This window comes from Endozoicomonas sp. GU-1, assembly GCF_027366395.1.
Classification (GTDB): Bacteria; Pseudomonadota; Gammaproteobacteria; order Pseudomonadales; family Endozoicomonadaceae; genus Endozoicomonas.
Genome location: NZ_CP114771.1, coordinates 4,892,582 through 4,919,096 on the forward strand (window position 1 = coordinate 4,892,582; position 26,515 = coordinate 4,919,096).

Consider the following 26,515-nt stretch of genomic DNA (forward strand, 5'->3'; position numbering starts at 1 on the left):
CCTCAAGTACTTGAAATAATCCTTCTGAGGCATCTTCCAGGAACATTCTTATTGATGTCCCCGCTGTTGAAGACGGTATCAATCATCTTGATTGAACTTAATTGCCGACTGATGGTCTGCAATAACAGATTTCTTGGAAAGGAAAATACTAAAATGCATGCTTCTCTTGAATCGTCATCAGCCCTGCCCTATGCGCAAATGGTTGGTAAAAAAGATGCAGTTTCTCAAACCGACTGTTGTCGCCAAGTGACAACGACAAACGGCAGGGCTGTCAGCTGCCCACAGCCCAGCCCGTCGGACTGCCACCTGGATTCGGATAACAGTATCAGGCCAGATAAATCCCTGTCTGATTACGGTGTACATCTTGCCAGAGAGGCCTTACAGGCTGGTTTGCATGGCAGCAATAAGTTGCTAGGCAGTGTTGCCGGTTTCGCCCTTCAGCATTTGATGAAATCAGGGCAGTTCCCTGGCGTATTTCCGGACATAAAACAGAGCCTGATGTTTTTGGCGGCAATGCCTGCTCTTGCGGGCGCATACCCTTTGAGTGGCAGACCGGCATACCCTGATGGATCGCCAGGCGGCAGCACGACCTACAGTAGAGGGCCAAACGCAGGTGCCTCATATACTCCATCCTTCACATCTTCAACGACACACCTGAACACGACTTCTGAACCTGCCTCTTCGATCAACTATCTTGATATGCCGCTTGCCCTGGGTTCATTTGTCGTTCTGGGGGGAGGGTTGTACGGTTTTGTTTATTGCGCTCACCTCCGTGAAATCTATAAGCGAATCAAGTATGACTACCCTGAAGCATCATGCTGCCAGGTTATTAAAGCAGTGTTTAAATACCCAAATTATAATCACACAGATAACTATCCCTTACCGAGTCATGTTATTCGACGGCCAGCTCCCCCCGCTCAAGCAGCCCCTGTGCCAGCAGAGCCAACTACTCGTGAACAGGGGACACAAACAGCCCGCGATCAGGGAACACAAACGGAACCCGTGATTGATGAACCAGCACCACAAGGGCAACCACCAACCTATGCAGAAGCAATAACTTTTTCGGTTAGATAAGATGGGCAACTGACCAGGTGATCGTTCACCAGACCCATTGCCTGCATATAGGCATAGCAGATCGTACTGCCAACAAAACTGAAACCGCGTTTTTTCAGATCGTCACTCATCCGGTCTGAAATATCGGTGGTGGCTGGCACGTCATTCATGGATTGTCGCCGGTTGATGATGGGCTGATGGTTTACAAACGACCACAGATACTGGCTGAAGCTGCCAAATTCCTCCTGCACCCGAATGAACGCCCTGGCATTGTTAATGGCGCTCCGGATTTTCAGCCGGTTGCGGATAATGCCTTCATCCTGCATCAGCTTTTCAACATCCTGGTCTGTCATTCTGGCCACTTGTTGAACGTCAAATTGATGAAATGCTGTCCGATAGCCTTCTCGGCGCTTCAGGATGGTGATCCAGCTCAGACCTGCCTGGGCACCTTCAAGAATCAGGAATTCAAAGAGTTTCTGGTCGTTATGACAGGGAACCCCCCACTCTTTGTCATGGTATTGGGTATAGAGTTCATCGCCATGGCACCAGCTGCATCGAGCATCGTTCAAGATAAAAAAACTCCTTTTGTCAGGTGCTTGCCAACAGGGTTAGTTTGCTAATTAAATCAGATAGCGCATTTATTTGCAGTTTTCTGGCTACCAGTAACAATGGCAGTTAAGATAGTTGTTTACTTTATTAAGGGCATAAACAGATGAAGATAGCCAAAGAAAAAGTGGCTCTGTTCCATTACACTCTGAAAAATGATGCGGGAGAAGTTCTCGACAGTTCGGAAGGCGAGTCGCCCATGGCTTATCTTCACGGTGAGCAAAATATTGTCGAAGGGCTGGAAAATGCCCTGGAAGGCAAGCAGGCGGGGGACAAGTTTGATGTGGTGGTTGAGCCTGCTGAAGGCTACGGCGAGTACGACGAAAGTCTGGTGCAGCCGGTACCGAAAGAGCAGTTTGGTGACCATCCTGTAGAGGTGGGTAACCAGTTCCATGCCGATACCGCCATTGGCCCACGTATTGTCACCGTGGTAGCTATTGATGATGAAGAGAACCAGGTGGTGATCGACGCTAACCATTCCCTGGCGGGTGAGAATCTGCACTTTAGCGTTGAAGTGGTTGAAGTTCGAGAAGCCACCAAGGAAGAGCTGGACCACGGTCATGTGCATGGGCCTGGCGGACATGTTCACTGAGACCATCCAAACCCACAGTGTGAAGCGTTGAGCAGAACGTTGATCCTATAAAGAAGCCGGATACCTCCGGCTTCTTTATGGCAATTATATCGTGATATATACCGCATGGCGGGTTTTATGGTGAGTGAGAAGCTGAATATTGCTAAGCACGCCACTTTCCACCATGGAGCGAAATGCCAGGGCTGTTCTCATTTTCTGCAGATCATCCTGATGTTCCCACAGGCCAAGTTCCTCCATCAGCACCCGGATCTTGAAGGTTTTTCCCTTATGCATGGTATCGATTACCTGTTGTAACGGTGCTAAAAGAAGGTTCAGGCGCATACATCTCTCCTTACCAATTCAGTATTCCGGGCTGCTCAGCCCAGTTTCTTAAAAGCTGTGGATCTTATAAACTTTCTGTTTATATCTGTAGAGTCTTAAATATGGCTCCGGAAATGATTTTTGACCGTTAGACCTTGGTTTGAGTCACTTGATCACGATTTGGAGGGGGATGTTATTGCGGATACTGTTTTTGCCAGTCCCAGGCGAAAAAACAAATAATCAACTCATCCGATGAGTTGATTATTTGTCGGCTGTTAGCCAATAAAAGGACTGAGCAGCAGGTAAAGATAACGGGCAGCGATACCGGCACAGATACCACCAATCGTATGAGCCAGAATGGCTTTTGAGGTGAGCTGTCGAAAGCCAAGAGAATCGAGCATGGCCGTATGGGTACTCAGGTAACCACTCCAGCACATCCCCATCGCTGTAAACACGGCAATATCACTGCCACCAATAATGCCCTGGCTGATAAAGTTTGGTACCAGCGACATGGCGGCACCAACCGCACCCAGCGAGGTAATGGGGAAGGCAACCAGTTCGGCATGATCAAAGCCAAACAGCAGCTCAAACAGCCAGGTAACATGGCTGGCCAGTTTGGGCAGCAGGGCCACTCCCTCAAACGCTCCACCGGTGTAGCCGGTTACTGGTGCGCCAAAGGTCAGCACCATAACAAACGTACTGATGATTAATACTCCGGGAATAATCGCTACCCCCATTTTGACGCCACCTTTACCGCCATCTAGCAGAGCGTTGAGGAATCTCAACCAGACCGGATCTGTGGAGCTGTGGTCATCCAGAAGTTCACTGTGAGTATCTTTAATGCTTAGCTCATGCAGCCGGGAATCATTTCGGATAAGGCGCTGCATCAGCCGTGTGGATATGATGGCTCCAACAAGGGCACCGCCCAGGCCAATCATGGCCGGCAGGAAATAGGTAGCGCCGGTCTCATTATTCTGCAGGGTTGCCATAAAGGTGATGACAATAAGTCCCATACCAAAAGAGGTACCGAAATTGGTCAGTGAGATGATTTCGGGAACCTTAAAGGAGTGGTTGAAACGCCTGTCTTTTGCCAGGCCAATGATGGCGGGGTTATCTGAGAAAAAGGTCATCATGGCCGCCATGGCAGCACGGCCTGGGAGATTGAACACAGGTCTCATTAATGGCACCAGCAGCCGTTCGATCAGGGAAATGACATGGAACTCCATCAGCAGACGACCTGCGGCACCGGTTAATACAGTGATTCCCATCAGGAACAGTACGGTATTTAACAACAGCTGGTGCGCGGTGTTGAAGAGGGTGTTGAACATGTGGGTAACACCCATGGTCTGGCCAAGGTAGCCAAACAAAAGCCCTGCCAGAAGGAGAAGGACTAGCGGCTCTACGATTTGACGTACACCCGTTGAGGTTTCCGATTTGGTCGAGACTGCATCACTCATAGAAATACCAGAAAGAAAGGAACCTTCAGATTAGACAATATTTTTTGGTCCCGCAGTATCGGTATTAGTCAGAAAAGGAATAAATGCAGGCGAGATAAATTATTGATTTGAACGATGGAACTAATCACAGTGACAGGCAGTCCAACCTGTTTGCCTGTCACTTTATATCCGGGGTTATCGGTTGCGATCAATGTTCCCGGGTCGTGCGGAAAGTCACATCCGGGTAGCGCTCTTCCGCCAGGGAAAGGTTGACCCGGGTGGGTGCCAGATAGGTCAGATGGCCACCGCCATCCATGGCCAGGTTATCAGCGCACTTGCGCTTGAACTCTTCCAGCTTTTTCTGGTCACTGCAGTCAATCCAGCGCGCGGTGTTGACGTTAACCGGCTCATAGATCGCTTCAACTTTGTATTCATCTTTCAGTCGGCGCATGACCACATCAAACTGCAGTACACCTACTGCCCCCAGGATCAGGTCATTATTGTTCACTGGCATGAATAGCTGGGTAGCACCTTCTTCCGAGAGCTGTTGCAGCCCTTTTTGCAATTGCTTGAGCTTTAATGGGTCTTTCAGGCGGACACGGCGGAACAGCTCGGGCGCAAAGTGAGGGATGCCCATAAACTTCAGCATTTCACCCTGGGTAAAGGTGTCACCAATCTGGATAGTCCCGTGGTTGTGCAGACCGATGATATCACCGGAGGTCGCTTCATCCACATGGGAACGGTCGCCCGCCAGGAACGTCACGGCATCGGCAATTTTTACATCCTTGCCGATACGAACATGTTTCATTTTCATATTCCGCGTGTATTTGCCGGAACAGATTCTCAGAAAGGCAATGCGGTCACGGTGTTTGGGGTCCATATTGGCCTGGATTTTAAAGACGAACCCTGAGAAGTTCTCTTCATTGGCGACCACCGTGCGTTCATTGGTTTCCCGGGGCATGGGGGAGGGAGCCCACTTGACAAAATCATCCAGCATTTCCCGAACGCCGAAGTTGGCCAGTGCGGTACCAAAGAAGACCGGAGTCATCCGACCGGCAAGATACTCTTCCAGATCAAACTCATGGCTGGCACCTTTCACCAGCTCAATTTCCTCCATCAACTCTTCATGGAGATCACCCAGCAGGGTTCTGGCTTCTGCTGACTCCAGACCTTTGATCCGGATATCTTCCGGAACCACACTGGCCTGACCGGGTTTGAACACATGAATGGTATCGGTATAGAGGTTATAAACCCCTTTGAACTGTTTACCCATGCCGATAGGCCAGGTGATAGGTGCACACTGGATTTTCAGGATATCTTCAATTTCATCCAGTACTTCAATCTGGTCACGGACTTCACGGTCCATTTTATTAACGAAGGTAAATATTGGTGTGTCCCGCAGGCGGCAGACTTCCATCAGTTTGATGGTGCGATCTTCGACACCTTTGGCACCATCGATGACCATTAGGCAGCTGTCAACAGCGGTCAGTGTCCGGTAGGTGTCCTCGGAGAAATCTTCGTGTCCGGGCGTATCCAGAAGGTTTACGGTACGGCCGTCATAGGGAAACTGCATCACCGAGGTGGTGATGGAGATACCACGCTCCTGTTCCATCTTCATCCAGTCAGAGGTGGCCATTCGCCCGCTCTTGCGGCCTTTTACCGTACCGGCAAGCTGAATGGCACCGCCGAGCAGCAGGAGCTTTTCGGTAATCGTGGTTTTACCGGCATCGGGGTGGGAGATGATAGCAAAAGTGCGTCTGGCTTCAACTTCCCGGAGAAGTGGTGACGTTGATGGAGGCATGAGCGGGTTCCAAATTGTGTACGTATCTCTGTACACAGGTGCCTACCGTAAAGAAGGGATGTGTACAAAATAAGAAAATAAGCAAAATTTGGGTGAATTATCCAAATCGGGGGGATGACTGCAAGTAGGCTGATGTTCAGTCCGGTGATTCTGTGGTTTAAAAAACGAAGACCGGACTTTCAACTCGCTGAATTGGCAAGAGATGGTAATTAATCGTGAGGTGTCACCGGGCCGGAGGGCTTGAAATCAATCATTATCCGGGCTGGCTGATGATACCAGTTGGAAAAATTGAACCATGCCGGATAATCGGTTCTGGTGGCCAGTTGATACTTCTGCTGGTTTTGAGTCCTGTGGACAACCCGTGGCAAAATGGTTCCAGCTTTCATGCCGTTGGTGACTTCACGTTGCACATTCACCGTTACCTGTTCAGTGGCTTCGCCTGAAACGTCATCAAAGTGGGTGAAGGTTACGTCAACGTCTACAGGGTAATCGACAATACCCCACCAGTTCTCCTGGTCAACGAGAAGAAAGCGGCCTTGATTCATTTCCTGCCGGTCGAACATTTTCTGTTCTCTGGCGTTGATCATGGCGTCTTCGTTGAAGGCTAAATCTGAGTACCGTATTGCTCCACCATGTGCGACTTTATAATCCGTAATTTTCCAGGGTGAGTCTTCCGGGAGTTCAATCGATGTCAGGCCGGCAGCGCCCAGATAGGGCGAGGTTGCATGGACCACTGAGTAGACGGTTGCTGCGGCAACAGCAACGACTGTCAGCACCACCGCGACCCCAACCAGCCCGTCTGACACCCGATCACTGAAGGAAGAATCGTTGTCAATGGTATAGCCTCCCCAGAAAAACGGGCCATCCCACCATCCCAGGTGTGAATGATGATGGGTGTGTTCAATATGTATATAGTCGGGGTTCCCTGAACGGGTAGGGTAGTAATAACGATTGAGCTTAAGCTGAAACAACGCCATATGCCGGTAGTCAACCGGCAGAGAGTAGCTGCTATAGCTTTGCCCGGGAAATCCGTTATGGCTACTGGCATAATCAAGCTGCGGATAAATGATAAAAATGGTCAGAACCAGAAGTAAGGCTATGTTGGGTAGCCTGTTGACAACTTGCGCGGGCATTCTTGCACTCCGGGTGGAAGTTTCTCCGCTGATCAATTCGGAATGAAATCTTCCAACGTGTTTGGTAACTACTGTGATTAACTCCATTAGATCCGGGTTGTATGGAAAAGTTCCCTTTATTGCCTTCCCAGCTTAGCGTTATTAACCGGGTTATGAGCTTGATTTGTTGTTTTGCCCGGCAATTTTTCGTGTTCAATCCGGGTTAATAACCAAGAATCAAAAAAATACGTTTTTAAATCACCTTAATTCATTAACCATGTTATCAGGAAAAAATCGGCGGTAGGGGCTGACAGCATTTCACTGGCTATGAAACCCAGGGCAAGAGCACCGGAGATAATTAACAGAGGCTCAAGCAGGGCCATGACACTGATGCAGGTCTGGCTCATTCCCAGTGTCTGATAAAGCTGAATTTCCTGTCTTCGTTCCTGAAGGTTGCGGGTCAATGCATAAAAAAGGGTCAGCAGGCACAACCCGAGCGTGACAAACGAGATGAATATCATGCTGACCGCTGCCCTGTTCAGATAACTATAAAGTAGCTCCAGTTCTCTGGCTGGTATCGCGGCGGTTATCGCCAGGCCTTGTTCTGTGGCCGATTGAGTCAGGCTTTTTTCCAGCGCCAGAAGGGCCATACGGTCCCGCAGTTTGATATCGATAAAAGAGATATCATCAGGGCTTGACCAGCTCGGCGTATTGCCTTTTGCGTAGGATTTTCTTGCGGTTATCAAACCTTCAATCGGGATATAAATACTGTCATCCTGATGGGTATTCTGCCGTGACAAAACACCGGCGATGGTAAATAGCTCGTTGTATTCTTGTTCTGGCCCTGGTTCGCTGCCATCGGCAATGGTGATCTGATCGTTGATTTGGTAACCAAGGGTATTGGCGATGTTTATCCCGATATAAGCGGCCATCGGGTGAGTTGCTGGCGGTAATGTTTCTGGGCTGATCGGCCGTTGCTGTTTTCTCTGCGGGTGTTTTGCAGGGTTGGTTGAATGTCGAGTCAATCGTGCTATCCCTTCGGCGCTGGTACCAATAACGGTGATTCCCCGATGGGTTTCGCCATAGGCATAAGGAATGGCGTATTCAATCTCCGGGTGGCTTATCAGTTTATTCAGCAGGCTCAGGCGCATTTGTGGTGGTGCTGAGCCCACATGGAATAGCGAGAACAGAACCAGGGGCATGGCCGGTGTTTCTTTACTGATGATCAGGTCGCTTTCCAGTGAATAGCGATCAATACTTTCAATCATTTGTTGCTTGATACCTTGAAACAGAAACACAAGGTAAAAACCAAAGGCCAGAACCAGCAGCATGGCCAGCGTGTTTTTTTTCCGATAGTTCATGCTCTTCATGGCATGCTGAAAGGTCAGTAATGCAGTACTGAGCCAGTGGATGTTTACCATAGCCTGGCCACCTGTTGTGAATGGTTGATGTCTGACATATCAATACAGCGGTCAAATCCCGGGTAAGGGGTATGGTCAACACAGATCAATGTCTGTGCATGTTCTCTGGTGCTTTTCAGCAGCATGTCATACAGGGTTGTTCGCGCCTGCGGGTCCAGTGCTGATGCGGCTTCATCGGCCAGAATCAGCGGGGGGGAACCGATCAGTGCCCGGGCAATAGCCACCCGTTGTTGCTGACCAATGCTCAGCATGCCGGTGCTTTGGCGCAGGAGCTCGGGGTTCTCCATGTTGAGTGCGGCCATCAGCTGGTAGGCCTCATAATTCGCCGTGGTTTTCCGGTCTGCCAGCCGCTGCTGGCGCCACCTGGATAAACGACAGGGTAGTAAAATATTTTCCAGTGGATTCAGATAGGGAACCAATGTTGGCTGCTGAAAGATGTAGCCTATCTGTCCGGCTCGAAATATCTCCCGCCCGGATCTGGACAGGCTGTCAATCTGCTGCCCAAGTATGTCAATTCGGCCACTGTCCGGCAGGATTAACCCGGTCAGCAGTTGCAGCAGCGTGGTCTTGCCAGAGCCGTTCAACCCGGTAATCTGCAGGCGTTCGCCGTTCTCTACCGTAAACAGTGGTATCGACAGGCAGTTTTGCTTTCCTCTGCTTAATTCAAGCTTTTCTACGGTAACTGCCTGACTCATACATGGCCCTCTTGCAAAGCACAGCTTTTTTTAATCGTTAAAAAAGTCCGGAAGGAAATCACTCTTTGCTGGTTGCAACTGCACCTCCTGCTGTTTCTGACTCAGCCGCTGTTTACTTTGCCAGTTGTCACTGACCAGCCAGACGCTGGTGTGCTTTAAGTCAGGTATTGCTGCAAAAGCCAGGAGTGTGAAATGAGACAGGTTTTCCGGGTGCTGACATTCGTATTCGAGGTAGCCGTTGACTTCACTGAGCTGTGCTGCCAGCGATTCCGCCCTGAGATCAGGGTTGTCTACCGGCTCAACAAGAAACTGCTTTTGCGTTTGCCGACACTGTGCATCGTCTGGAAGGGTAACCAGAGGGGTGAACTCTTGCAGAGACCGGGCCAGGGCACCGGGCGGAAGTGTTGTGATCGTGTTCGCCGCCTCCGGGGAGATAGAGAGGAACAGGTTAAGGGTATCCTGTTGCAGGTTAACATCCAGCAGCATGGATGCCGGTTCATAAGCCCGATGGATATTTTGCCCAATGGAGCGGTCTTTCCCATGGCTTGACGTTATCACGACGGTCAGGCCCAGTATAAGCCAGGCAGTTACTGCTTTGTGGTGAATGTTCATGGGCAGTGTTCCTGAAGGTATCGCTTTCCAGCATCAATCAGTCCGGTATCGTTGAGAAAGTTGCGACCAATCAATAACTGTTGGGGAAAATTGCTGCGACTGATTAAGGACATTTCTACAATCCGCGTAATCCGGCCCACTTTTACGGTGTTTCGGACAACCGCTCGCTCACTGGGTGCACCTTTATGGGTGATTATTCTGGCTACCCGGCTGACCGGTTGATGCATGGGGGTTTTCTGGCGGCTTTCCCGGTGAACGAAATCGTAGTAAACCCAGCGATAGCCATTTCTCTTAATATGCATGCGGATATTACGGGCATCCAGGGCCGTGGTTGTCGCACCACTGTCAACCAGTGATGCGACCTTATGTTGATTTATATTGACCAGGGTGGCGTTTTCCAGATAGCCAAACAGCGGTCGCCCGTTAGCGGTGCAGGGTTGGCTGGCTACCGGGGTGGACAGCGACAAACCTGAAAAGAAGATCACGGTAATGAACCATAACAGCCGTCCTGATGGCTGCGTGGATGGGGATTTGATGGTCCTGTTCATAGCTCTGATACCGCTTTACTCTGTTCAGCATTTATCTGAAAGCTATCGGCTATTCAGGTGACGATTTGATGGGTGGCTTTCTCCACAAAGGCTTTGTGATTGATGTATTGCCTTGTCGTTTAACATGCCGGTATTTTTTTATCCGACACAGTTTGTCTATTTGAGGGAATTCATAGTTAAATACAGACTTTTAATTTCCGTTGCGACTGAGAAATGACCAAGCTTCCCTGCTTCAAGGCATACGATATCCGTGGCCGCCTGCCGGATGAACTCAATGAAGATATTGCTTACCGCATAGGGCGGGCCTATGGCGAGCACCTTAAACCGAAGGATGTCGTTGTTGGTGGTGATAGCCGCCTGACCAGTGAAGCCCTGAAACACTCATTGTCTGAAGGCCTGCGTGATGCCGGGGTCAATGTGCTGGATATTGGCCTGTCCGGTACCGAAGAGATCTATTTTGCCACATTCCATCTGGGGGTTGATGGCGGTGTTCAGGTGACGGCCAGTCACAACCCCATTGACTACAACGGTATGAAACTGGTGCAGGCCGGTGCGCAACCCATCAGTGGCGATAACGGCTTGCGGGAGATTCAGCAACTGACAGAGGAGAACCGGTTTGGGGAGCCTGCGGCACAACGGGGCGGCTACCAGAAGATCTCTGTTCTGGATGATTATATCAGCCACGTTCTGGGGTATATCCAGGCTGACAGTCTTAAGCCGATGAAGCTGGTGGTCAATGCCGGTAACGGTGCAGCAGGGCATGTGGTGGATGCTATCGAGGAGCGATTCCGGGCGGCCGGTGTGCCGGTAGAGTTTATCAAAGTCCTGCACGAGCCGGATGGTCACTTTCCCCAGGGTATTCCTAATCCATTACTGCCAGAGTGTCGTCAGACGACGGTAGACGCCGTTCTGGAACATCAGGCCGATATGGGCATCGCCTGGGATGGTGACTTCGATCGCTGCTTCCTGTTTGATGAGCAGGGACAGTTTATCGAGGGGTATTATATTGTCGGGTTATTGGGGGAGGCATTCCTGGCCCACAACCCTGCGGCAAAAATCATCCATGACCCTAGGCTGACCTGGAACACCATCGATCAGGTAAAAGCGGCGGGTGGTGAGCCGGTGCTGTGTAAAACCGGTCACGCCTTTATCAAGCAGCGGATGCGCCGGGAAGACGCGGTTTATGGCGGCGAGATGAGTGCCCATCATTATTTTCGCGACTTTGCCTATTGTGACTCCGGCATGATTCCCTGGCTGCTGGTCGCTGAGCTGATTTCCAGAAAGGGGCAGCCCTTGTCAGCGCTGGTCAGTGAACGGATCGCCATGTTCCCGTCGTCTGGCGAAATTAACAGCCAATTAACGGACCCTCAGGCCGCTATAGAGCGTGTGCTGGCACACTATCAGCAAGATGCGCTGGAAATTGATAACACCGATGGCATCTCCCTGGATATGGGGCAATGGCGCTTTAACCTGCGACTGTCCAATACCGAGCCGGTGATTCGTCTGAATGTAGAAAGTCGTGGCGATGAGGTGTTGATGCAGGAAAAAACTGCTGAGCTGCTGAAGCTGATTCGTGACTGATATTTTCAAGAGGTTGCTCATTAAGGAGCAGTCTCTTCTTTTGTGTTGGATAAATAAAGAGCCTTAAATGATCAAGAAATGCCTTTTTCCTGCAGCAGGCTATGGTACCCGGTTCCTGCCAGCCACCAAGTCCATGCCCAAAGAGATGATGCCCATCGTCAGCAAACCGCTGATTGAGTATGGTGTTGAAGAGGCACTGCAGGCCGGTATGTCGGATATCTGCATTGTCACCGGCCGGGGCAAACGCTCGCTGGAAGATCACTTTGATGTGAACTACGAGCTGGAACATCAGATTTCCGGTACGGACAAGGAAAGCCTGCTGTCCGATATTCGCAGTGTGATTGATCAGTGTACCTTCTCTTACACCCGTCAGCGTGAGATGAAGGGGCTTGGCCATGCGGTATTAACCGGACAGACGCTGATTGGTGACCAGCCATTCGGCATGGTGCTGGCGGATGATCTCTGCATCAATCTCGGAGGGCCCGGCGTTCTGGCCCAGATGGCGCAACTCTATAAGCAGTTTCGTTGCAGTATCGTTGCGGTGCAGGAAGTGCCGGAAGATGAAGTGCATAAATATGGGGTGATCGCTGGCCAGCACATTTCAGAAGATCTGATCCGGGTTGAGAATATGGTGGAAAAGCCCGCCCGAGAAGATGCGCCCAGTAATCTTGCTATCATTGGCCGCTATATTCTGACACCGGACATCTTTGACCTGATTCATGATACCCAGCCGGGTAAGGGTGGCGAGATTCAGATTACCGATGCTTTGATGGCTCAGGCGCAGCGAGGCTGTGTCATGGCTTATAAGTTCAAGGGTGAGCGTTTTGACTGTGGCAGTATTGAGGGCTTTATTGAGGCTACCAACTACTGTTATGACCATTTGTACCGTTAAAAAAAGGTTCGCTCCATCTGGTCAGCTGAATCTCGTCGCACTGGCAATTCCTGCCAGTGGGTGGATAGTGTGCCTGCCAGAATGGGGCGTCTACCGGTTTTTAATAGACCATAATGGCAAGGTTTAATAAAGTGAAATCAGCAGGCTTTCACACTCTGCATGGCCATTTTGGCGAGCGGCGTCCAGGGGCGTTAAGCCATCGCTACTTTTTATATTGATGTCAATGCCGGGCGCTTTAAGTAACGCTTTGATGGACTCTGCCTGGCCAAATTGGGCTGCACTGTGCAGGGGCGTGATACCCTTGAGTGTTTGCACATTGACGTCAATGCCTTTGGCGTTCAATAACAGTACGACACACTCTACATTGCCGGTTATGGCGGCCCAGTGCAGGGGCGTAAAGCCTGAAGACGGTGTCGCATTGACGTTAATGCTGCCGCAGGACAGTAATACTCTGATGCACTCTGTGAGTTCTTCTAGGACAGCAGAGTACAGGGGCGTAAAGCCATCGTAAGTCTCCATATTGACGTCAATCCCGTCGGCGGACAGTAATGCCTTGATGCACTCTGTGTCGCCTGCTCCGACAGCACAGTAAAGGGGCGTCGAACCATCTTCATCCTGCACATTGACGTCAATGCCATCGGCGGCCAATAACGCCCTGACACACAGCACGTAGCCTTCTGAGGCAGCACAGTGCAGGGGCGTCGAGCCATTTTCATCCTGTGCATTGACGTCAATGCCATCGGCGGTCAATAACGCCCTGACACACACTACGTGGCCTTCTAAGGCAGCACAGTGCAGGGGCGTCGAGCCATCTGCATCCTGTACATTGACGTCAATGCCATCGATGGCCAGTAACGCCCTGACGAACGCTGCGTGCCCGTTTTCGGCAGCGATGTGCAGGGGCGTCGAGCCATGGATATTTTTCTGGTGAACCTGAGGGTTGCCCGGTTGCAACAGGTATTCCAATCCAGGCAAATTACCGGAACTTGCAAAGCACGCCAGGGGGGTGTCCAGATCATCGTTCACGATACTGGTCAATTGATCACAATGACCGGTTAACAGAAGATTGGACAGGGTTTCGGTCTGCTTCAGAATAAGAGCCTGTTTGAACAGTCGCTGGCAATCATGGGGTGTCAGTAACTTTTTCATATCCTCGTGGGAAAAATCAGAGACCTGCCAGCTGGCCAGGCATGATGTGATTGACAACACATCTATTCCCTGTTGTTGAAGTCTCAATAAGACCGGCTTCAGCAGCGGTGTATCGATCAGCCAGTCCAGTACGCGTGGAGCAATGCTCGGAGTAATGCCGGGAGTAATGAACGTTGTAATAGGGGCAAAATGATCAACTACACATTGGTATAACGTTTCTTTAAAAGTGTTATCGTGTTTAATCAGCTTGTCACTGAGTTGGTTGGCAAGTGCCCTGGTCACCATTGCTGGTATTTTACCAAGCTGTTCGATGGTGGTTTGTTGCAGGAAAAACGAGGCAATATGCCGGGCCTTATCGGTTTGCTCCATTGCCTGGGTGAGCAGGGCATAAATGGTGGTTTCAGGCCAGGTTGAGAAGTCAATTGAGATTAAATGCGGCAATGTCAGCGATGTGTGATTATTCGCATTAAAAGTACACGCCAGCCCCGTCGGCAAGTACTGGTCATGATTAAACACCCAGAAGAAAAGCTGGTTGATGGTGCCGATATGCCAGGCCGAATCGACACCGGCAGGAATAGTGGCGAACACCTGGGCCGATGATTTACAGAAATGGCTGGCCACCCAGGCCAGTAACTTTTCCCGATACCGGCCAAGGTAAAAGTTGCCATCGCCAGTTTCTTCGATGACGGCCCTGAGATCAAGGGACTGTTCTCCGCTTGCTTGCAGTAAATGATTGACCGGTTTAAAGAGTGCGCTTTCAAGCGTCCCCGTTCTCTCTGAAGTCAGTTCAAAGGGGGCAATAACGTCGGTTTCCCATGTCTGTACGCCCAGTTTTTGCAGGGTTGCACTGAGCTGGTCAGACCACCCGGACGAGAGTTTACGCAGGATGGTACAGGCATTGACTGACAGTGGTGCAGCCGCAAGAAATCGCCGGGTAAGGTCATCACCCAGATGGGTCGGTGCCAGTGGGTCAACGAAATGGGGAAGCCCCAGAGGCTCGCAGAAAAGATTGTGCAAGCTGCGCTTCCAGTGAACCTCCACGCCTGATGGTATATCAACCAACCTCTCCCGTTGCAGCTCAAGCAGGAAAGACTGGACAAATTGATCAAACAGCTCACTCCTGACATTGAAGAGCTTCCCACCCAGCCCTCCCCGGGAGGCTTCCAAATTAAGAAAACTCTGGGTAAAGCGGCCATGAATACCGGGAGCGCACTCCTGAATGTCGCTCAGGCAGTCATGAAGTATCCCTGCGATGTAATTCTGGTTGTCAACATTTGGATCGTGTTGTTGATCCCTGAGCTGCATGACTAACTGTCGAATCTGGAAGCGTGTCTCACGATACAGGGCGAGCAGGCTGTTTTTAAGATGTTGATGCGGTGATGCCAGTTTCTCGTGAAAAATATCTATTGATGAATCGTATTGATGATTAACGTAGGGCTGTACCAGTTGTTTCATCTCCTTAATATCATTCAGGAAACGGGTTTTTATCTCAGGAAAGGCGGCATGGGTTTCCAGTTCCTCGTAACAATGAACCCCGGGTAATTCAATATATTCTGGCTGCTGGGCAACCGTTGCTATTGGTGGCTTTTCAGAAGCGATATCTGGTTGCCAGGGTTGGAAAAGTACTGAGTTAATTTCTGTATTTAACGAAAGCATGAATTTATCCAATGTCAGAATTTATTTTGGATAGCTATTAAGTCCTGGATCTGGAAAAGGGTTAATCAGCAGTCTTTCGCACTCTGCATGGCCTTCTTTGCGGGCGGCGTCCCGGGGCGTCCAGCCACGGTTGCTTTTTATACTGATATTAATGCCGGGAGCTTTAAGTAGCGCTTTGATGGACTCTGCATGGCCAAATTGGGCAGCGCAGTACAGGGGCGTGAAAAAACCCTTGCGTGTTTTCACATTGACGTCAATGCCTGTGGCGTTCAATAAAAGCGCGATGCACTCTACGTTGTCTTCTATGGCGGCCCAGTGCAGGGCCGTAAAGCCCCCAGGTAGTGCCATATTGACGTCAATGCCTTTGGCGTTCAATAACAGCATGACGCAGTCTGTATGGCCAGATCGGGCAGCGGAGCTCAGGGGCGTGAAGCCTTCGTCAGACATCACATTGACGTCAGTGCGGTCATCGGTCAATAACGCCGAGATGCACTCTGCCTTACCTGCCGCGGCAGCCGAGTTCAGGGGTATGCCTGCGTCAGACCTCTCATTGACGTCAATGTCGGCGGCGGTCAGTAATGCCATGATGCACTCTGGGAAGTCTTTTATAACAGCCAAGAACAGGGGCGTATTGCCACCGGCAGACTTAACACTGACGTCAATGCCGTCGGCGGACAGTAATTCCCTGATGCACTCTGCATGCCCTTCTGCGACAGCGCAGTGCAGGGGCGTAAAGCCATCGTCATTCTGCACATTGACGTCAATGCCGTCGGCGGTCAATAACGCCCTGACACACACTACGTAGCCTGAGGCAGCATAGTGCAGGGGTGTCAAGCCATCGTTATTTTTGACATTGATGTCAATGCCTGTGGTGTTCAACAACTCCGTGACACACACTACGTGGCCTTCTGAGGTAGCACAGTTCAGGGGTGTATAGCCATCTTCATTCTGCACATTGACGTCAATGCCGTCGATGGCCAGCAACGTCCTGACGAACGTTGCGTGCCCGTTTTCGGCAGCGATGTGCAGGGGCGTCGAGCCATGGATATTTTTCCGGTTAACCTGCGGCTTGCCTGATTTCAACAGGTATTCCAATGCAGGCAAATTACCGGAACTTGCAAAGCACGCCAGGGGGGTGTCCAGATCATCGTTCAAGAAGCTGGTCAATGGATCACAATGACCGGTTAACAGAAGATTGGACAGGGCTTCGGTCTGGCTCAGAATAAGGGCCTGTTTAAACAGTCGCTGGCAATCATGGGGTGTCAGTAACTTTTTCATATCCTCGTGGGAAAAATCAGAGACCTGCCAGCTGGCCAGGCGTGATGTGATTGACAACACATTTATTCCCTGTTGTTGAAGTCTCAATAAGACCGGCTTCAGCAGTGGTGTATCGATCAGCCAGTCCAGTACGCGTGGAGCAATGCCTGGAGTAATGCCGGGAGTAATGAACGTTGTCACAGAGGCAAAGTGACCAACTACACATTGGTATAACGTTTCTTTAAAAGTGTCATCGTGTTTAATCAGCTTCTCACTGAGTTGGTTGGCAAGTGCCCTGGTCACCATCGCTGGTATTTTACCAAGCTGTTCGATGGTGGTGTGTTGCAGGAAAAACGAGGCAATATGCCGGGCCTTATCGGTTTGCTCCATTGCCTGGGTGAGCAGGGCATAAATGGTGGTTTCAGGCCAGGTTGAGAAGTCAATGGACATTAAATGCAGCAATGTCAGCGAGGTGTGATTATTCGTATTAAAAGTACACGCCAGCCCCGTCGGCAAGTACTGGTCATGATTAAATACCCAGAAGAAAAGCTGGTTGATGGTGCCGATATGCCAGGCCGAATCGACACCTGCAGGAATAGTGGCGAACACCTGGGCCGATGATTCACAGAAATGGCTGGCCACCCAGGCCAGCAACTTTTCCCGATACCGGCCAAGGTAATAGTTCCCATCGCCAGTTTCTTCGATGACGGTCCTGAGATCAAGGGACTGTTCTCCGCCTGTTTGCAGTAAATGATTGACCGGTTTAAAGAGTGCGCTTTCAAGCGTCCCCATTCTCTCTGAAGTCAGTTCAAAGGGGGCAATAACGTCGGTTTCCCATGCCTGTACACCCAGTTTTTGCAGGGTTGCACTGAGCTGGTCAGACCACCCGGACGAGAGTTGACGCAGGATGGTACAGGCATTGACTGACAGTGATGCAGCCGCAAGAAATCGCTGGGTAAGGTCATCACCCAGATGGGTCGGTGCCGAAGTGTCAACGATATGGGGAAGCCCCAGAGGCCCACAGAAAAGATTGTGCAAGCTGTGCTTCCAGTGAACCTCCATGCCTGGTGGTATATCAACCAACCTCTCCCGTTGCAGCTCAAGCAGGAAAGACTGGATCAATTGATCAAACAGCTCACTCCTGACATTGAAGATCTTCCCGCCCAGCCCTCCCCGCAAGGCTTCCAAATTAAGAAAACTCAGGGTAAAGCGGTCGTGAATAACGGGAGCGCACTCCTGAATGTCGCTCAGGCAGTCATGAACTATCCCGGCGATGTAATTCTCGCTGTCAACATTTGGATCGTGTTGTTGATCCCTGAGTTGCATGACTAACTGTCGAATCTGGAAGCGTGTCTCACGATACTGGGTGAGCAGGATGTTTTTAAGATGTTCAGGTGGTGATTCCAGTTTCTCGTGAAAAATATCTATTGATGTATCGTATTCATCATTAACGTAGGGTTGTACCAGTTGTTTCATCTCCTCAATATCATTCAGGAAACGGGTTTTTATCTCAGGAAAGGCGGCATGGGTTTCCAGTTCCTCGTAACAATGAACCCCGGGCAATTCAATATATTCTGGCTGCTGGGCAACTGTTGGCTTTTCAGAAGCAGTATCTGGTTGCCAGGGTTGGAAAAGTATTGAGTTGATTTCTGTATTTAACGAAAGCATGAATTTGTCTATGTCCTATTTGTTTTGGACATATTTGATTGCAAAATAGTGGAAAAGTTGCATATTAATGGCTTACATTAATTATTGAATTTTTAGCTATTAAAATGAATATGGTGATATTGGCGTGGAAAAAACAGGTAACGAATAAACCGGGAACTGCCGACCCTGACCCGAATATTTCATAAATGTGCTCCCTCACACCCCTTTGAATTTGTCCCGGAATAACTTCATCATTTTACTCGGTCCGGGCTAATCAATTACCAGAGCCAAGTCCCGGATCCGGAAAAAGTGGCATCAGCAGTCTTTCGCACTCTGCATGGCCATTTTTGCGGGCGGCGTCCAGGGGCGTCAAGCCACAGTTACTTTTTATACTGATGTTAATGTCGGGAGCTTTAAGTAACGCTTTGATGCACCCAGGCTGGCCAAATTGGGCAGCGCAGTGCAGGGGCGTGAAACCCTTGGTTGTTTTTACATTGACGTCAATACCTTTGGCATTCAATAACACCTCGACGCACTCTGCGTTGCCGCTTAAGGCGGCCCAGTGCAGGGCCGTAAAGCCCTCAAATAGTGCCATATTGACGTCAATGCCTTTGGCGTTCAATAACACCATGATGCAGTCTATATGGCCAAATTGGGCAGCGAGGCCCAGGGGGGTCCAGCCTTCGTCAGTCGCTACATTGACGTCAATGCGGTCGTCGGTCAATAACGCCAGAATGGACTCTACCTGACCGTTCGAGACAGCCCAGTGCAGGAGCGCAAAGCCTGAGGACGATTTCGCATTGACGTCAATGTCGTCGGAGGACAGTAATGCCTTTATGCACTCTGGTAAGCCTTCTACAACAGCGCAGCGCAGGGGCGTAAAACCTGAAGACGATTTCATATTGACGTCAATGCCGTCGGCGGACAGTAATTCCTTAATGCACTCTGTTTGGCCTCTTGTGACAGCACAGTAAAGGGGCGTATAGCCACCGACAATCTGCACATTGACGTCAATGCCGCCGACAGTCAATAACGCCCTGACACACACTGCATGGCCTTCTAAGGCAGCATAGTGCAGGGGCGTATAGCCAACGTTATTTTTCACATTGATGTCAATGCCTGTGGTGTTTAACAACTCCGTGACGCACTCTTCGTCGCCTTTCAAGGCAGCACAGTGCAGGGGCGTAAAGCCATTGTTATTCTTCGCATTGACGTCAATGCCGTCGATGGCCAGTAACGCCCTGACGAACGCTGCGTGGCCGTTTTTGGCAGCGATGAGCAGGGGCGTCGAGCCATGGATATTTTTCTGGCTAACCTGGGGGTTGCCCGGTTTCAACAGGTATTCCAATCCAGCCAAATTACCGGAACTTGCAAAGCACGCCAGGGGGGTGTTCAGATCATCGCTCAAGAAACTGGTCAATGGATCACAATGACCGGTTAACAGAAGATTGGACAGGGTTTCTGACTGCCTCAGAATAAGGGCCTGTTTAAACAGTCGCTGGCAATCATGGGGTGTCAGTAACTTTTTCATATCCCCGTGGGAAAAATCAGAGACCTGCCAGCTGGCCAGGCGTGATGTGATTGACAACACATCTATTCCCTGTTGTTGAAGTCTCAATAAGACCGGCTTCAGCAGCGGTGTATCGATCAGCCAGTCCAGTACGCGTGGAGCAATGCCTGGAGTAATGCCGGGAGTCATGAACGTTGTCACAGAGGCAAAGTGACCAACTACACATTGGTATAACGTTTCTTTAAAAGTGTCATCATGTTTAATCAGCTTGTCACTGAGTTGGTTGGCAAGTGCCCTGGTCACCATCGCTGGTATTTTATCAAGCTGTTCGATGGTGGTGTGTTGCAGGAAAAACGAGGCAATATGCCGGGCCTTATCGGTTTGCTCCATGGCCTGGGTGAGCAGGGCATAAATGGTGGTTTCAGGCCAGGTTGAGAAGTCAATGGACATTAAATGAGGCAATGTCAGCGTGGTGTGATTATTTCCATCAAAAGTACACGACAGCCCCGTCGGCAAGTACTGGTCATTGTTAAATACCCAGAAGAAAAGCTGGTTGATGGTGCCGATATGCCAGGCCGAATCGACACCGGCAGGAATAGTGGCGAACACCTGGGCCGATGATTTACAGAAATGGCTGGCCACCCAGGCCAGTAATTTTTCCCGATACCGGCCAAGGTAATAGTTACCATCGCCAGTTTCTTCGATGACGGTCCTGAGATCAAGGGCCTGTTCTCCGCTTGTTTGCAGTAGATGATTGACCGGTTTAAAGAGCGTGCTTTCAAGCGTCCCCGTTCTCTCTGAAGTCAGTTCAAAGGGGGCAATAACGTCAGTTTCCCATGTCTGTACGCCCAGTTTTTGCAGGGTTGCACTGAGCTGGTCAGACCACCCGGACGAGAGTTTACGCAGGATGGTACAGGCATTGACTGACAGTGGCGCAGCCGCAAGAAATCGCCGGGTAAGGTCATCACCCAGATGGGTCGGTGCCAGTGGGTCAACGAAATGGGGAAGCCCCAGAGGCTCACAGAAAAGATTGTGTAAGCTGCGCTTCCAGCGAGCCTCCACGTCTGGTGGTATATCAACCAACCTCTCCCGTTGCAGCTCAAGCAGGAAAGACTGGATAAATTGATCAAACAGCTCACTTCTGACCGTGAAGAGCTTCCCGCCCAAGCCTCCCCGGTAGGCGTCCAAATTAAGAAAACTCTGGGTAAAGCGGCCATGAATACCGGGAGCGCACTCCTGAATGTCGCTCAGGCAGTCATGAAGTATCCCGGCGATGTAATTCTGGTTGTCAACATTTGGATCGTGTTGTTGATCCCTGAGTTGCATCACTAGCTGTCGAATCTGGAAGCGTGTCTCACGATACAGGGCGAGCAGGCTGTTTTTAAGATGTTCAGGCGGTGATTCCAGTTTCTCGTGAAAAATATCTATTGATGTATCGTATTGATGATTAACGTAGGGCTGTACCAGTTGTTTCATCTCCTCAATATCATTCAGGAAACGGGTTTTTATCTCAGGAAAGGCGGCATGGGTTTCCAGTTCCTCGTAACAATGAACCCCGGGCAATTCAATATATTCTGGCTGCTGGGCAACTGTTGGTATTGGTGGCTGTTCAGAAGCAGTGTCTGGTTGCCAGGGTTGGAAAAGTACTGAGTTGATTTCTGTATTTAACGAAAGCATGAATTTGTCCATTGTCATATATGCTTTGGACATATTCGATTGCAAAATAGTGGAAAAGTTGCATGTTAATGACTTGCATTGACCTGACTTCAGCAGTTGATCACCACTGAGCCATGGCTGCTGGGATTGCTTTCGTTGGAATACGACACCAATCCTGAAGACCGCGGTCAGATATTTCTGGAGGCTGCGGTGAGCTTGCTTTTTGTCCAGCTATAAAAAAAGGGCCGGTATTCACAAAATACCGGCCACTTCGCTTGCAAGGGTTCGCCTTAAAATAAATGCTGCTTAACAGCTTCTGACAACCGCGAAGTCCGCAAGGTCCGCCATAGCACTGCGATACTCGCCTTCAGGTAGCAGGTTCAGGCAGCGTTTTGCCTTGGCTGTGTATTCCCGGGCTTTAGCGGCAGTGTACTGAAGTGCTCCACAGCTGCGAACAGCTTCCACAACGGCTGCAATATTGTCCCGGCCGCCTTGCTCAATCGCTTCCCTTACTAGGGCTTTTTGTTCACTGGTGCCGTGTTTCAGGGTGTAAATCAGCGGCAATGTCGGTTTGCCTTCTGCCAGATCATCCCCGAGGTTTTTACCCATGGTTTCAGAATCGCCCTCATAGTCCAGCAGATCATCCACCAACTGGAAGGCAATGCCGAGGTGATTGCCGTAGTCAGCCATATCTTTTTCCAGTTCCGGGCTGGCTTTGCTCAGCACGGCGGCCGTCTGGCTGGAAGCCTGGAACAGCATGGCGGTTTTGCAGCGGATAACTTCCATGTAGTCATCTTCGGTAACATCAGCATCATTGATGTTCATCAGCTGCATAACCTCACCCTCGGCAATGACATTGGTGGCATCCGCCAGAATATGCAGCAGCCTGAAGCTCTCCAGCCCTACCATCATCTGGAATGCGCGGGAATAGAGAAAATCACCGACCAGAACGCTGGGCGCGTTGCCCCACAGGGCATTCGCCGTGTCTCTGCCGCGGCGCAGGTCTGACTGATCCACCACGTCGTCATGCAGCAGGGTGGCAGTGTGCAGGAATTCAATAATGGCGGCCAGTGGTACGTGGTTGTAGTCATTGTAACCACAGGCCCGGGCAGTCAGCAGTACCAGCAATGGGCGTAGCCGCTTGCCACCGGACTTAATGATGTATTCACTGATTTTGCTGACCAGGGCGACGTCAGAGTGCAATTGATCGTGAATGCACTCGTTCACCCTGCGGAAATCGTCGTGGACTGCGATCTGAAAAGAGGCTTGTTGTTTGTCCGGCATCTGGCTTATTTGGTGGGGCGAAATTGGGCATCGTATTTAGTGCTACTGCAACTGTCAATAGCAGCCGGTGTTGAAGGCATTAATACAGGGTCTTTGCGGGGTGCCTACTTATTTCAGTGAAACAGGCAGCAGACCTGCTGACCCCTGTCACCGGGCAGGGCAGGATAAAATGCCAACAGGTCTTGCCAGTGAGGCTTGACTCCCTTAAAATTTGCGCCCCTATCTGAGAATCCGGTGCGGTGTGCCGCTTTGTCATGGATTGCTGATCAATAGCTGGTTTCAGCTGCCGTTCAGCTCATGAGGTGCCGCCCATCCCTGATGGTAACTGAAAGGCCGTACTGGTCTTGTTGGAGCCGTCAGCTTCTTTCAATAGCCGTCAGCTTCTTTAATAGCCGTCAGCTGCAAAAGAAGTGGTTTTTAGATAGCTAAAAATTCCACCATGCCTTTCCAGGGCCGGTGGATGCCTTTGACAAAGAGGCTCTTAAGGATTTTCGGAGATCAAATCATGTACGCAGTTATCAGAACTGGTGGTAAGCAGTACCGCGTTACCGAAGGAGAAATCCTGAAGGTAGAAAAACTGAGCAACGCCGCTGGTGAAAGTCTGGAAATCAACGACGTTCTGCTGATCGCCAATGGCGAAGAACTGAAAGTTGGTGCTCCAGTGGTTGAAGGTGCCAAGGTTACTGCTGAAGTTATCAGCCACGGCCGTGGTCCAAAAATCAAGATCATCAAGTTCAAGCGTCGTAAGCATCACCGCAAGCAGATGGGCCATCGTCAGTGGTTCACTGAGCTGAAGATCACCGGAATTGCCGGTTAATTATTGCTGACAGGTTTTTTCAAACCTGTTGATTACTTCTAAGGACGGTCCCTGGTGTGGTAGCCGGTGACAGGTCCGGGATAAAGGAGAGCAAGATGGCTCACAAAAAAGCTGGCGGTAGTACCCGCAACGGTCGCGATTCAGAAAGTAAACGCCTTGGTGTCAAAATCTTTGGTGGTCAGGCTATCCAGGCGGGTGCCATCATCGTTCGTCAGCGTGGAACCAAATTCCACGCTGGTGCTAACGTAGGCATCGGTAAGGACCACACCCTGTTCGCCAAGGCCGACGGTAAAGTCGTGTTTGAAGTGAAGGGTCCTAAAAAGCGCAAGTATGTCAGCGTAGCTGCTGCATAATGGCGTTCGGGCTGCCAGTGATTATCTGATGATTGCTGACGGCTCACCCTGAAAGCCCCGCTATCGCGGGGCTTTTGTTTATCTATTGACCGGACAGTGCCTACAGGTAAGCCTTGAAATCTATTAAGGGTTTATCTGCAGGCATTGGCAGATGACTGGTTACGCTGCAATTATGGTTGCAGGAGAGTGGCGCAATGAAGTTTGTAGATGAAGCGACAATCACGGTTCAGGCGGGTAAAGGTGGTAATGGCTGCCTGAGCTTTCGCCGTGAAAAATTTATTGAAAAAGGCGGCCCCGATGGTGGCGACGGTGGTGATGGTGGCAGCATCTATGTGATTGCTGACAACGACCTGAATACCCTGGTGGATTATCGCTATCAGAAGCACTACCAGGCACAGAACGGTGAGCCGGGTCGTGGCCGTAACTGTACCGGTGCCAAAGGTACGGATATCGAGCTGAAAGTGCCGGTGGGCACCACGGTTGTGGATAACGAGACGGAAGAAGTTATCTGTGATCTGACCCATGTTGGTGAGCGCGTCAAGGTCGCTCAGGGTGGCTTCCATGGGTTGGGGAATACCCGTTACAAATCCAGTGTTAACCGTGCGCCGAGACAGACTAGCCCGGGTTCTGAAGGCGAGCGCCGGGATCTGCGCCTTGAGCTTAAGGTGATTGCCGATGTGGGCCTGCTCGGTATGCCTAATGCGGGCAAGTCTACGTTTATTCGTGCCGTATCCCAGGCTCGGCCAAAGGTGGCTGATTATCCATTTACTACCTTGGTTCCAAATTTGGGCGTGGTGGCGGTGGATCGCCATCGTGGTTTTGTAATTGCCGATATTCCCGGTCTGATTGAGGGCGCTGCTGAGGGGGCTGGCCTCGGTATTCGTTTCCTCAAGCATTTGGCCCGATGCCGTATTCTGCTGCACCTTGTTGATGTGGCACCTTATGATGACACCGATCCAGCGGAGTCCGCCAAGGCGATCATTCATGAGTTAGAACAGTTCAGTGAAACCCTGGCGAACCGGGATCGCTGGCTGGTGTTGAATAAAGTCGATTTGCTGCCCGACGATCAGCGTGAAGCTGTCTGCCAGCATATTATCAAGGAGTTGAACTGGACCGGCCCTGTTTACCAGACATCCGCTATTGCTGGTCTGGGTACCGGGATTCTTTGTCAGAACATCATGAGCTTTATCGAAGAGCGCGCCCTGGAACAAAGTGAAGATGAAGAGCTGGCCAGACAGGAAGAAGAGCAGCTGAGCAAGATGGAATCTGAAGCGCGCATGCGTATGCGGGAGCTGGCCGAAGAGCGTCGTGCTCGTCGGGCGGCCAAAAAAGCGGCAGATAACGATGACGACGATGATGATGACGATCACGATGTCGAGGTCTTCTACGTATGAGTGAACGCAACCGCTTGCAGGCAGCCCGGCGCTGGGTGATCAAAATTGGCAGTGCGCTGTTAACCAATGAAGGTCAGGGCCTGGATCTTGATCGCATGGACGCCTGGGTGACGCAGATGTGCCAGTTGCGTGATCAGGGCGTGGAGGTCGTGCTGGTCTCTTCCGGGGCGGTTGCTGCTGGCATGGAAAAGCTGGGCTGGATGGAACGGCCAACAGCGCTGCATCAGCTGCAGGCCGCGGCGGCGGTGGGTCAGGCCCGTTTGGTGCAGGCCTGGGAGGTTGGTTTTCAGAAGTATGGCGTGCAGCCGGCACAGGTACTTTTGACCCACGATGATCACAGTAATCGCCGACGTTACCTGAATGCTCGGAGTACCCTGAAAACCCTGTTGGAAATGGGGGTGGTACCGGTCATCAATGAAAATGACACGGTTGTGACTGACGAACTTCGCTTTGGCGATAACGATACGCTGGCAGCGCTGGTGGCCAACCAGGTGGAAGCGGATGTTCTGGTGATTCTGACGGATCAGGATGGCCTGTTTACCGCCGACCCAAGAACCAACCCTGATGCCAGGCTGATGCATGAAGTGCGTGCCGGGGATGAGTCCCTGGACGCCATGGCGGGTGGTGGCAGTGGCCGCCTGGGGCGTGGAGGCATGCAGACCAAGTTGCGGGCATCACGCCAGGCAGCTGCATCCGGCTGTGCGACGGTGATTGTTGGTGGTCGTGCAGACAGTGTGATTACCCGGGTGTTTGCCGGTGAAGAGCTGGGTACCTTGCTGCTTCCGGATCAGGAGCCAATGGCGGCTCGCAAGCAGTGGCTCCAGGGGCATCTGAAAACCGCTGGGGAACTGGTGCTGGATGCCGGTGCTGTCCGGGTACTGAAGGAGCAGGGTAAGAGCCTGTTGCCGGTCGGGGTAAAGGCGCTGAGAGGCCGCTTCCAGCGTGGTGAGATGGTTACCTGCCTCGATGAAAACGGCAATGAAGTGGCTCGTGGGTTGATCAATTACGGTGCCATTGAGGCGGAACGCATTATTGGCAAGCCCAGTCATCAGATTGAGGCGTTGTTAGGCTATCAGCGAGAGCCTGAGTTGCTGCACCGGGATAATATGGTGCTTGTGTCTTGATCGTATAGATACAAAAAAA

General features: G+C 50.9%; 21 protein-coding genes. 8 read left to right on the forward strand and 13 right to left on the reverse strand.

Translation table 11 applies throughout. The annotated features are described in order from the left end of the window. Positions 1–153 precede the first annotated feature (153 nt). A complete protein-coding gene (locus O3276_RS20415) occupies positions 154–1,074 on the forward strand; it encodes a hypothetical protein (protein WP_269672966.1) in 921 nt (306 codons plus the stop codon). Here the strand turns inward: O3276_RS20415 and O3276_RS20420 are convergent. Next, the gene (locus O3276_RS20420) at positions 1,041–1,622 is read right to left on the reverse strand and encodes a DNA-3-methyladenine glycosylase I (RefSeq protein WP_269672967.1); all 582 of its coding nucleotides are present in this window, start codon (positions 1,620–1,622) and stop codon (positions 1,041–1,043) included. The genes O3276_RS20415 and O3276_RS20420 overlap by 34 nt on opposite strands. Before the next feature lie 143 nt (positions 1,623–1,765). Here O3276_RS20420 and O3276_RS20425 point away from each other — a divergent pair, with 143 nt between their 5' ends. Then, positions 1,766–2,251, forward strand: a complete 486-nt coding sequence (locus O3276_RS20425) for an FKBP-type peptidyl-prolyl cis-trans isomerase (protein WP_269672968.1) — start codon at positions 1,766–1,768, stop codon at positions 2,249–2,251. Positions 2,252–2,335: 84 nt separating this feature from the next. Here the strand turns inward: O3276_RS20425 and O3276_RS20430 are convergent, their stop codons facing one another. From O3276_RS20430 to O3276_RS20465, 8 genes are all read right to left on the reverse strand, one after another. Next, complete coding sequence (locus O3276_RS20430; RefSeq protein ID WP_101748311.1) at positions 2,336–2,572, reverse strand: hypothetical protein; 237 nt, start codon at positions 2,570–2,572, stop codon at positions 2,336–2,338. A 254-nt stretch (positions 2,573–2,826) separates the two neighbouring features. Next, entirely contained in the window at positions 2,827–4,008 is a 1,182-nt protein-coding gene (locus tag O3276_RS20435; protein ID WP_269672969.1) for a CD0519/CD1768 family membrane protein, read from the reverse strand. Positions 4,009–4,195: 187 nt separating this feature from the next. After that, on the reverse strand, positions 4,196–5,788 hold the full coding sequence (locus O3276_RS20440) for a peptide chain release factor 3 (RefSeq protein ID WP_269672970.1): 1,593 nt from the start codon (positions 5,786–5,788) through the stop codon (positions 4,196–4,198). Between the two features lie 209 nt (positions 5,789–5,997). Then, positions 5,998–6,921, reverse strand: coding sequence for a hypothetical protein (locus O3276_RS20445; RefSeq protein ID WP_269672971.1), 924 nt, complete (start codon positions 6,919–6,921; stop codon positions 5,998–6,000). Positions 6,922–7,163: 242 nt separating this feature from the next. Then, entirely contained in the window at positions 7,164–8,321 is a 1,158-nt protein-coding gene (locus O3276_RS20450; RefSeq protein ID WP_269672972.1) for an ABC transporter permease, read from the reverse strand. Beyond that, a complete protein-coding gene (locus O3276_RS20455; protein WP_269672973.1) occupies positions 8,315–9,016 on the reverse strand; it encodes an ATP-binding cassette domain-containing protein in 702 nt (233 codons plus the stop codon). The genes O3276_RS20450 and O3276_RS20455 overlap by 7 nt, the downstream gene beginning before the upstream one ends. A gap of 30 nt (positions 9,017–9,046) precedes the next feature. Then, positions 9,047–9,628: a ZrgA family zinc uptake protein gene (locus O3276_RS20460; RefSeq protein ID WP_269672974.1), complete on the reverse strand. Its 582-nt coding sequence runs from the start codon at positions 9,626–9,628 to the stop codon at positions 9,047–9,049. Beyond that, positions 9,625–10,176, reverse strand: a complete 552-nt coding sequence (locus O3276_RS20465; RefSeq protein WP_269672975.1) for a putative ATP-dependent zinc protease — start codon at positions 10,174–10,176, stop codon at positions 9,625–9,627. The genes O3276_RS20460 and O3276_RS20465 overlap by 4 nt, the downstream gene beginning before the upstream one ends. Before the next feature lie 213 nt (positions 10,177–10,389). On the opposite strand from O3276_RS20465, the gene O3276_RS20470 reads away from it, so the two are divergent. Both O3276_RS20470 and galU read left to right on the forward strand, forming a co-directional pair. Further along, positions 10,390–11,757, forward strand: coding sequence for a phosphohexomutase domain-containing protein (locus O3276_RS20470; protein ID WP_269672976.1), 1,368 nt, complete (start codon positions 10,390–10,392; stop codon positions 11,755–11,757). A gap of 67 nt (positions 11,758–11,824) precedes the next feature. Continuing rightward, complete coding sequence (gene galU / locus O3276_RS20475; RefSeq protein ID WP_209201332.1) at positions 11,825–12,649, forward strand: UTP--glucose-1-phosphate uridylyltransferase GalU; 825 nt, start codon at positions 11,825–11,827, stop codon at positions 12,647–12,649. Positions 12,650–12,772: 123 nt separating this feature from the next. Here the strand turns inward: galU and O3276_RS20480 are convergent, their stop codons facing one another. The 4 genes from O3276_RS20480 to ispB form a co-directional block, all read right to left on the reverse strand. Next, positions 12,773–15,454, reverse strand: a complete 2,682-nt coding sequence (locus tag O3276_RS20480) for an ankyrin repeat domain-containing protein (protein ID WP_269672977.1) — start codon at positions 15,452–15,454, stop codon at positions 12,773–12,775. Positions 15,455–15,475: 21 nt separating this feature from the next. Then, on the reverse strand, positions 15,476–18,379 hold the full coding sequence (locus tag O3276_RS20485; RefSeq protein WP_269672978.1) for an ankyrin repeat domain-containing protein: 2,904 nt from the start codon (positions 18,377–18,379) through the stop codon (positions 15,476–15,478). A 253-nt stretch (positions 18,380–18,632) separates the two neighbouring features. After that, entirely contained in the window at positions 18,633–21,545 is a 2,913-nt protein-coding gene (locus O3276_RS20490) for an ankyrin repeat domain-containing protein (protein WP_269672979.1), read from the reverse strand. 285 nt (positions 21,546–21,830) lie between these two features. Continuing rightward, positions 21,831–22,808, reverse strand: coding sequence for an octaprenyl diphosphate synthase (ispB, locus tag O3276_RS20495; protein ID WP_269672980.1), 978 nt, complete (start codon positions 22,806–22,808; stop codon positions 21,831–21,833). Positions 22,809–23,313: 505 nt separating this feature from the next. On the opposite strand from ispB, the gene rplU reads away from it, so the two are divergent. From rplU to proB, 4 genes are all read left to right on the forward strand, one after another. Continuing rightward, complete coding sequence (rplU, locus tag O3276_RS20500; protein WP_101748326.1) at positions 23,314–23,625, forward strand: 50S ribosomal protein L21; 312 nt, start codon at positions 23,314–23,316, stop codon at positions 23,623–23,625. Positions 23,626–23,720: 95 nt separating this feature from the next. Further along, on the forward strand, positions 23,721–23,978 hold the full coding sequence (rpmA, locus tag O3276_RS20505) for a 50S ribosomal protein L27 (RefSeq protein ID WP_020581555.1): 258 nt from the start codon (positions 23,721–23,723) through the stop codon (positions 23,976–23,978). 194 nt (positions 23,979–24,172) lie between these two features. After that, positions 24,173–25,372 (forward strand): Obg family GTPase CgtA, encoded by a 1,200-nt coding sequence (cgtA, locus tag O3276_RS20510; protein ID WP_269672981.1) that lies wholly within the window; start codon positions 24,173–24,175, stop codon positions 25,370–25,372. After that, positions 25,369–26,496, forward strand: coding sequence for a glutamate 5-kinase (gene proB / locus O3276_RS20515; RefSeq protein ID WP_269672982.1), 1,128 nt, complete (start codon positions 25,369–25,371; stop codon positions 26,494–26,496). The genes cgtA and proB overlap by 4 nt, the downstream gene beginning before the upstream one ends. The last annotated feature ends 19 nt before the right edge of the window (positions 26,497–26,515 follow it).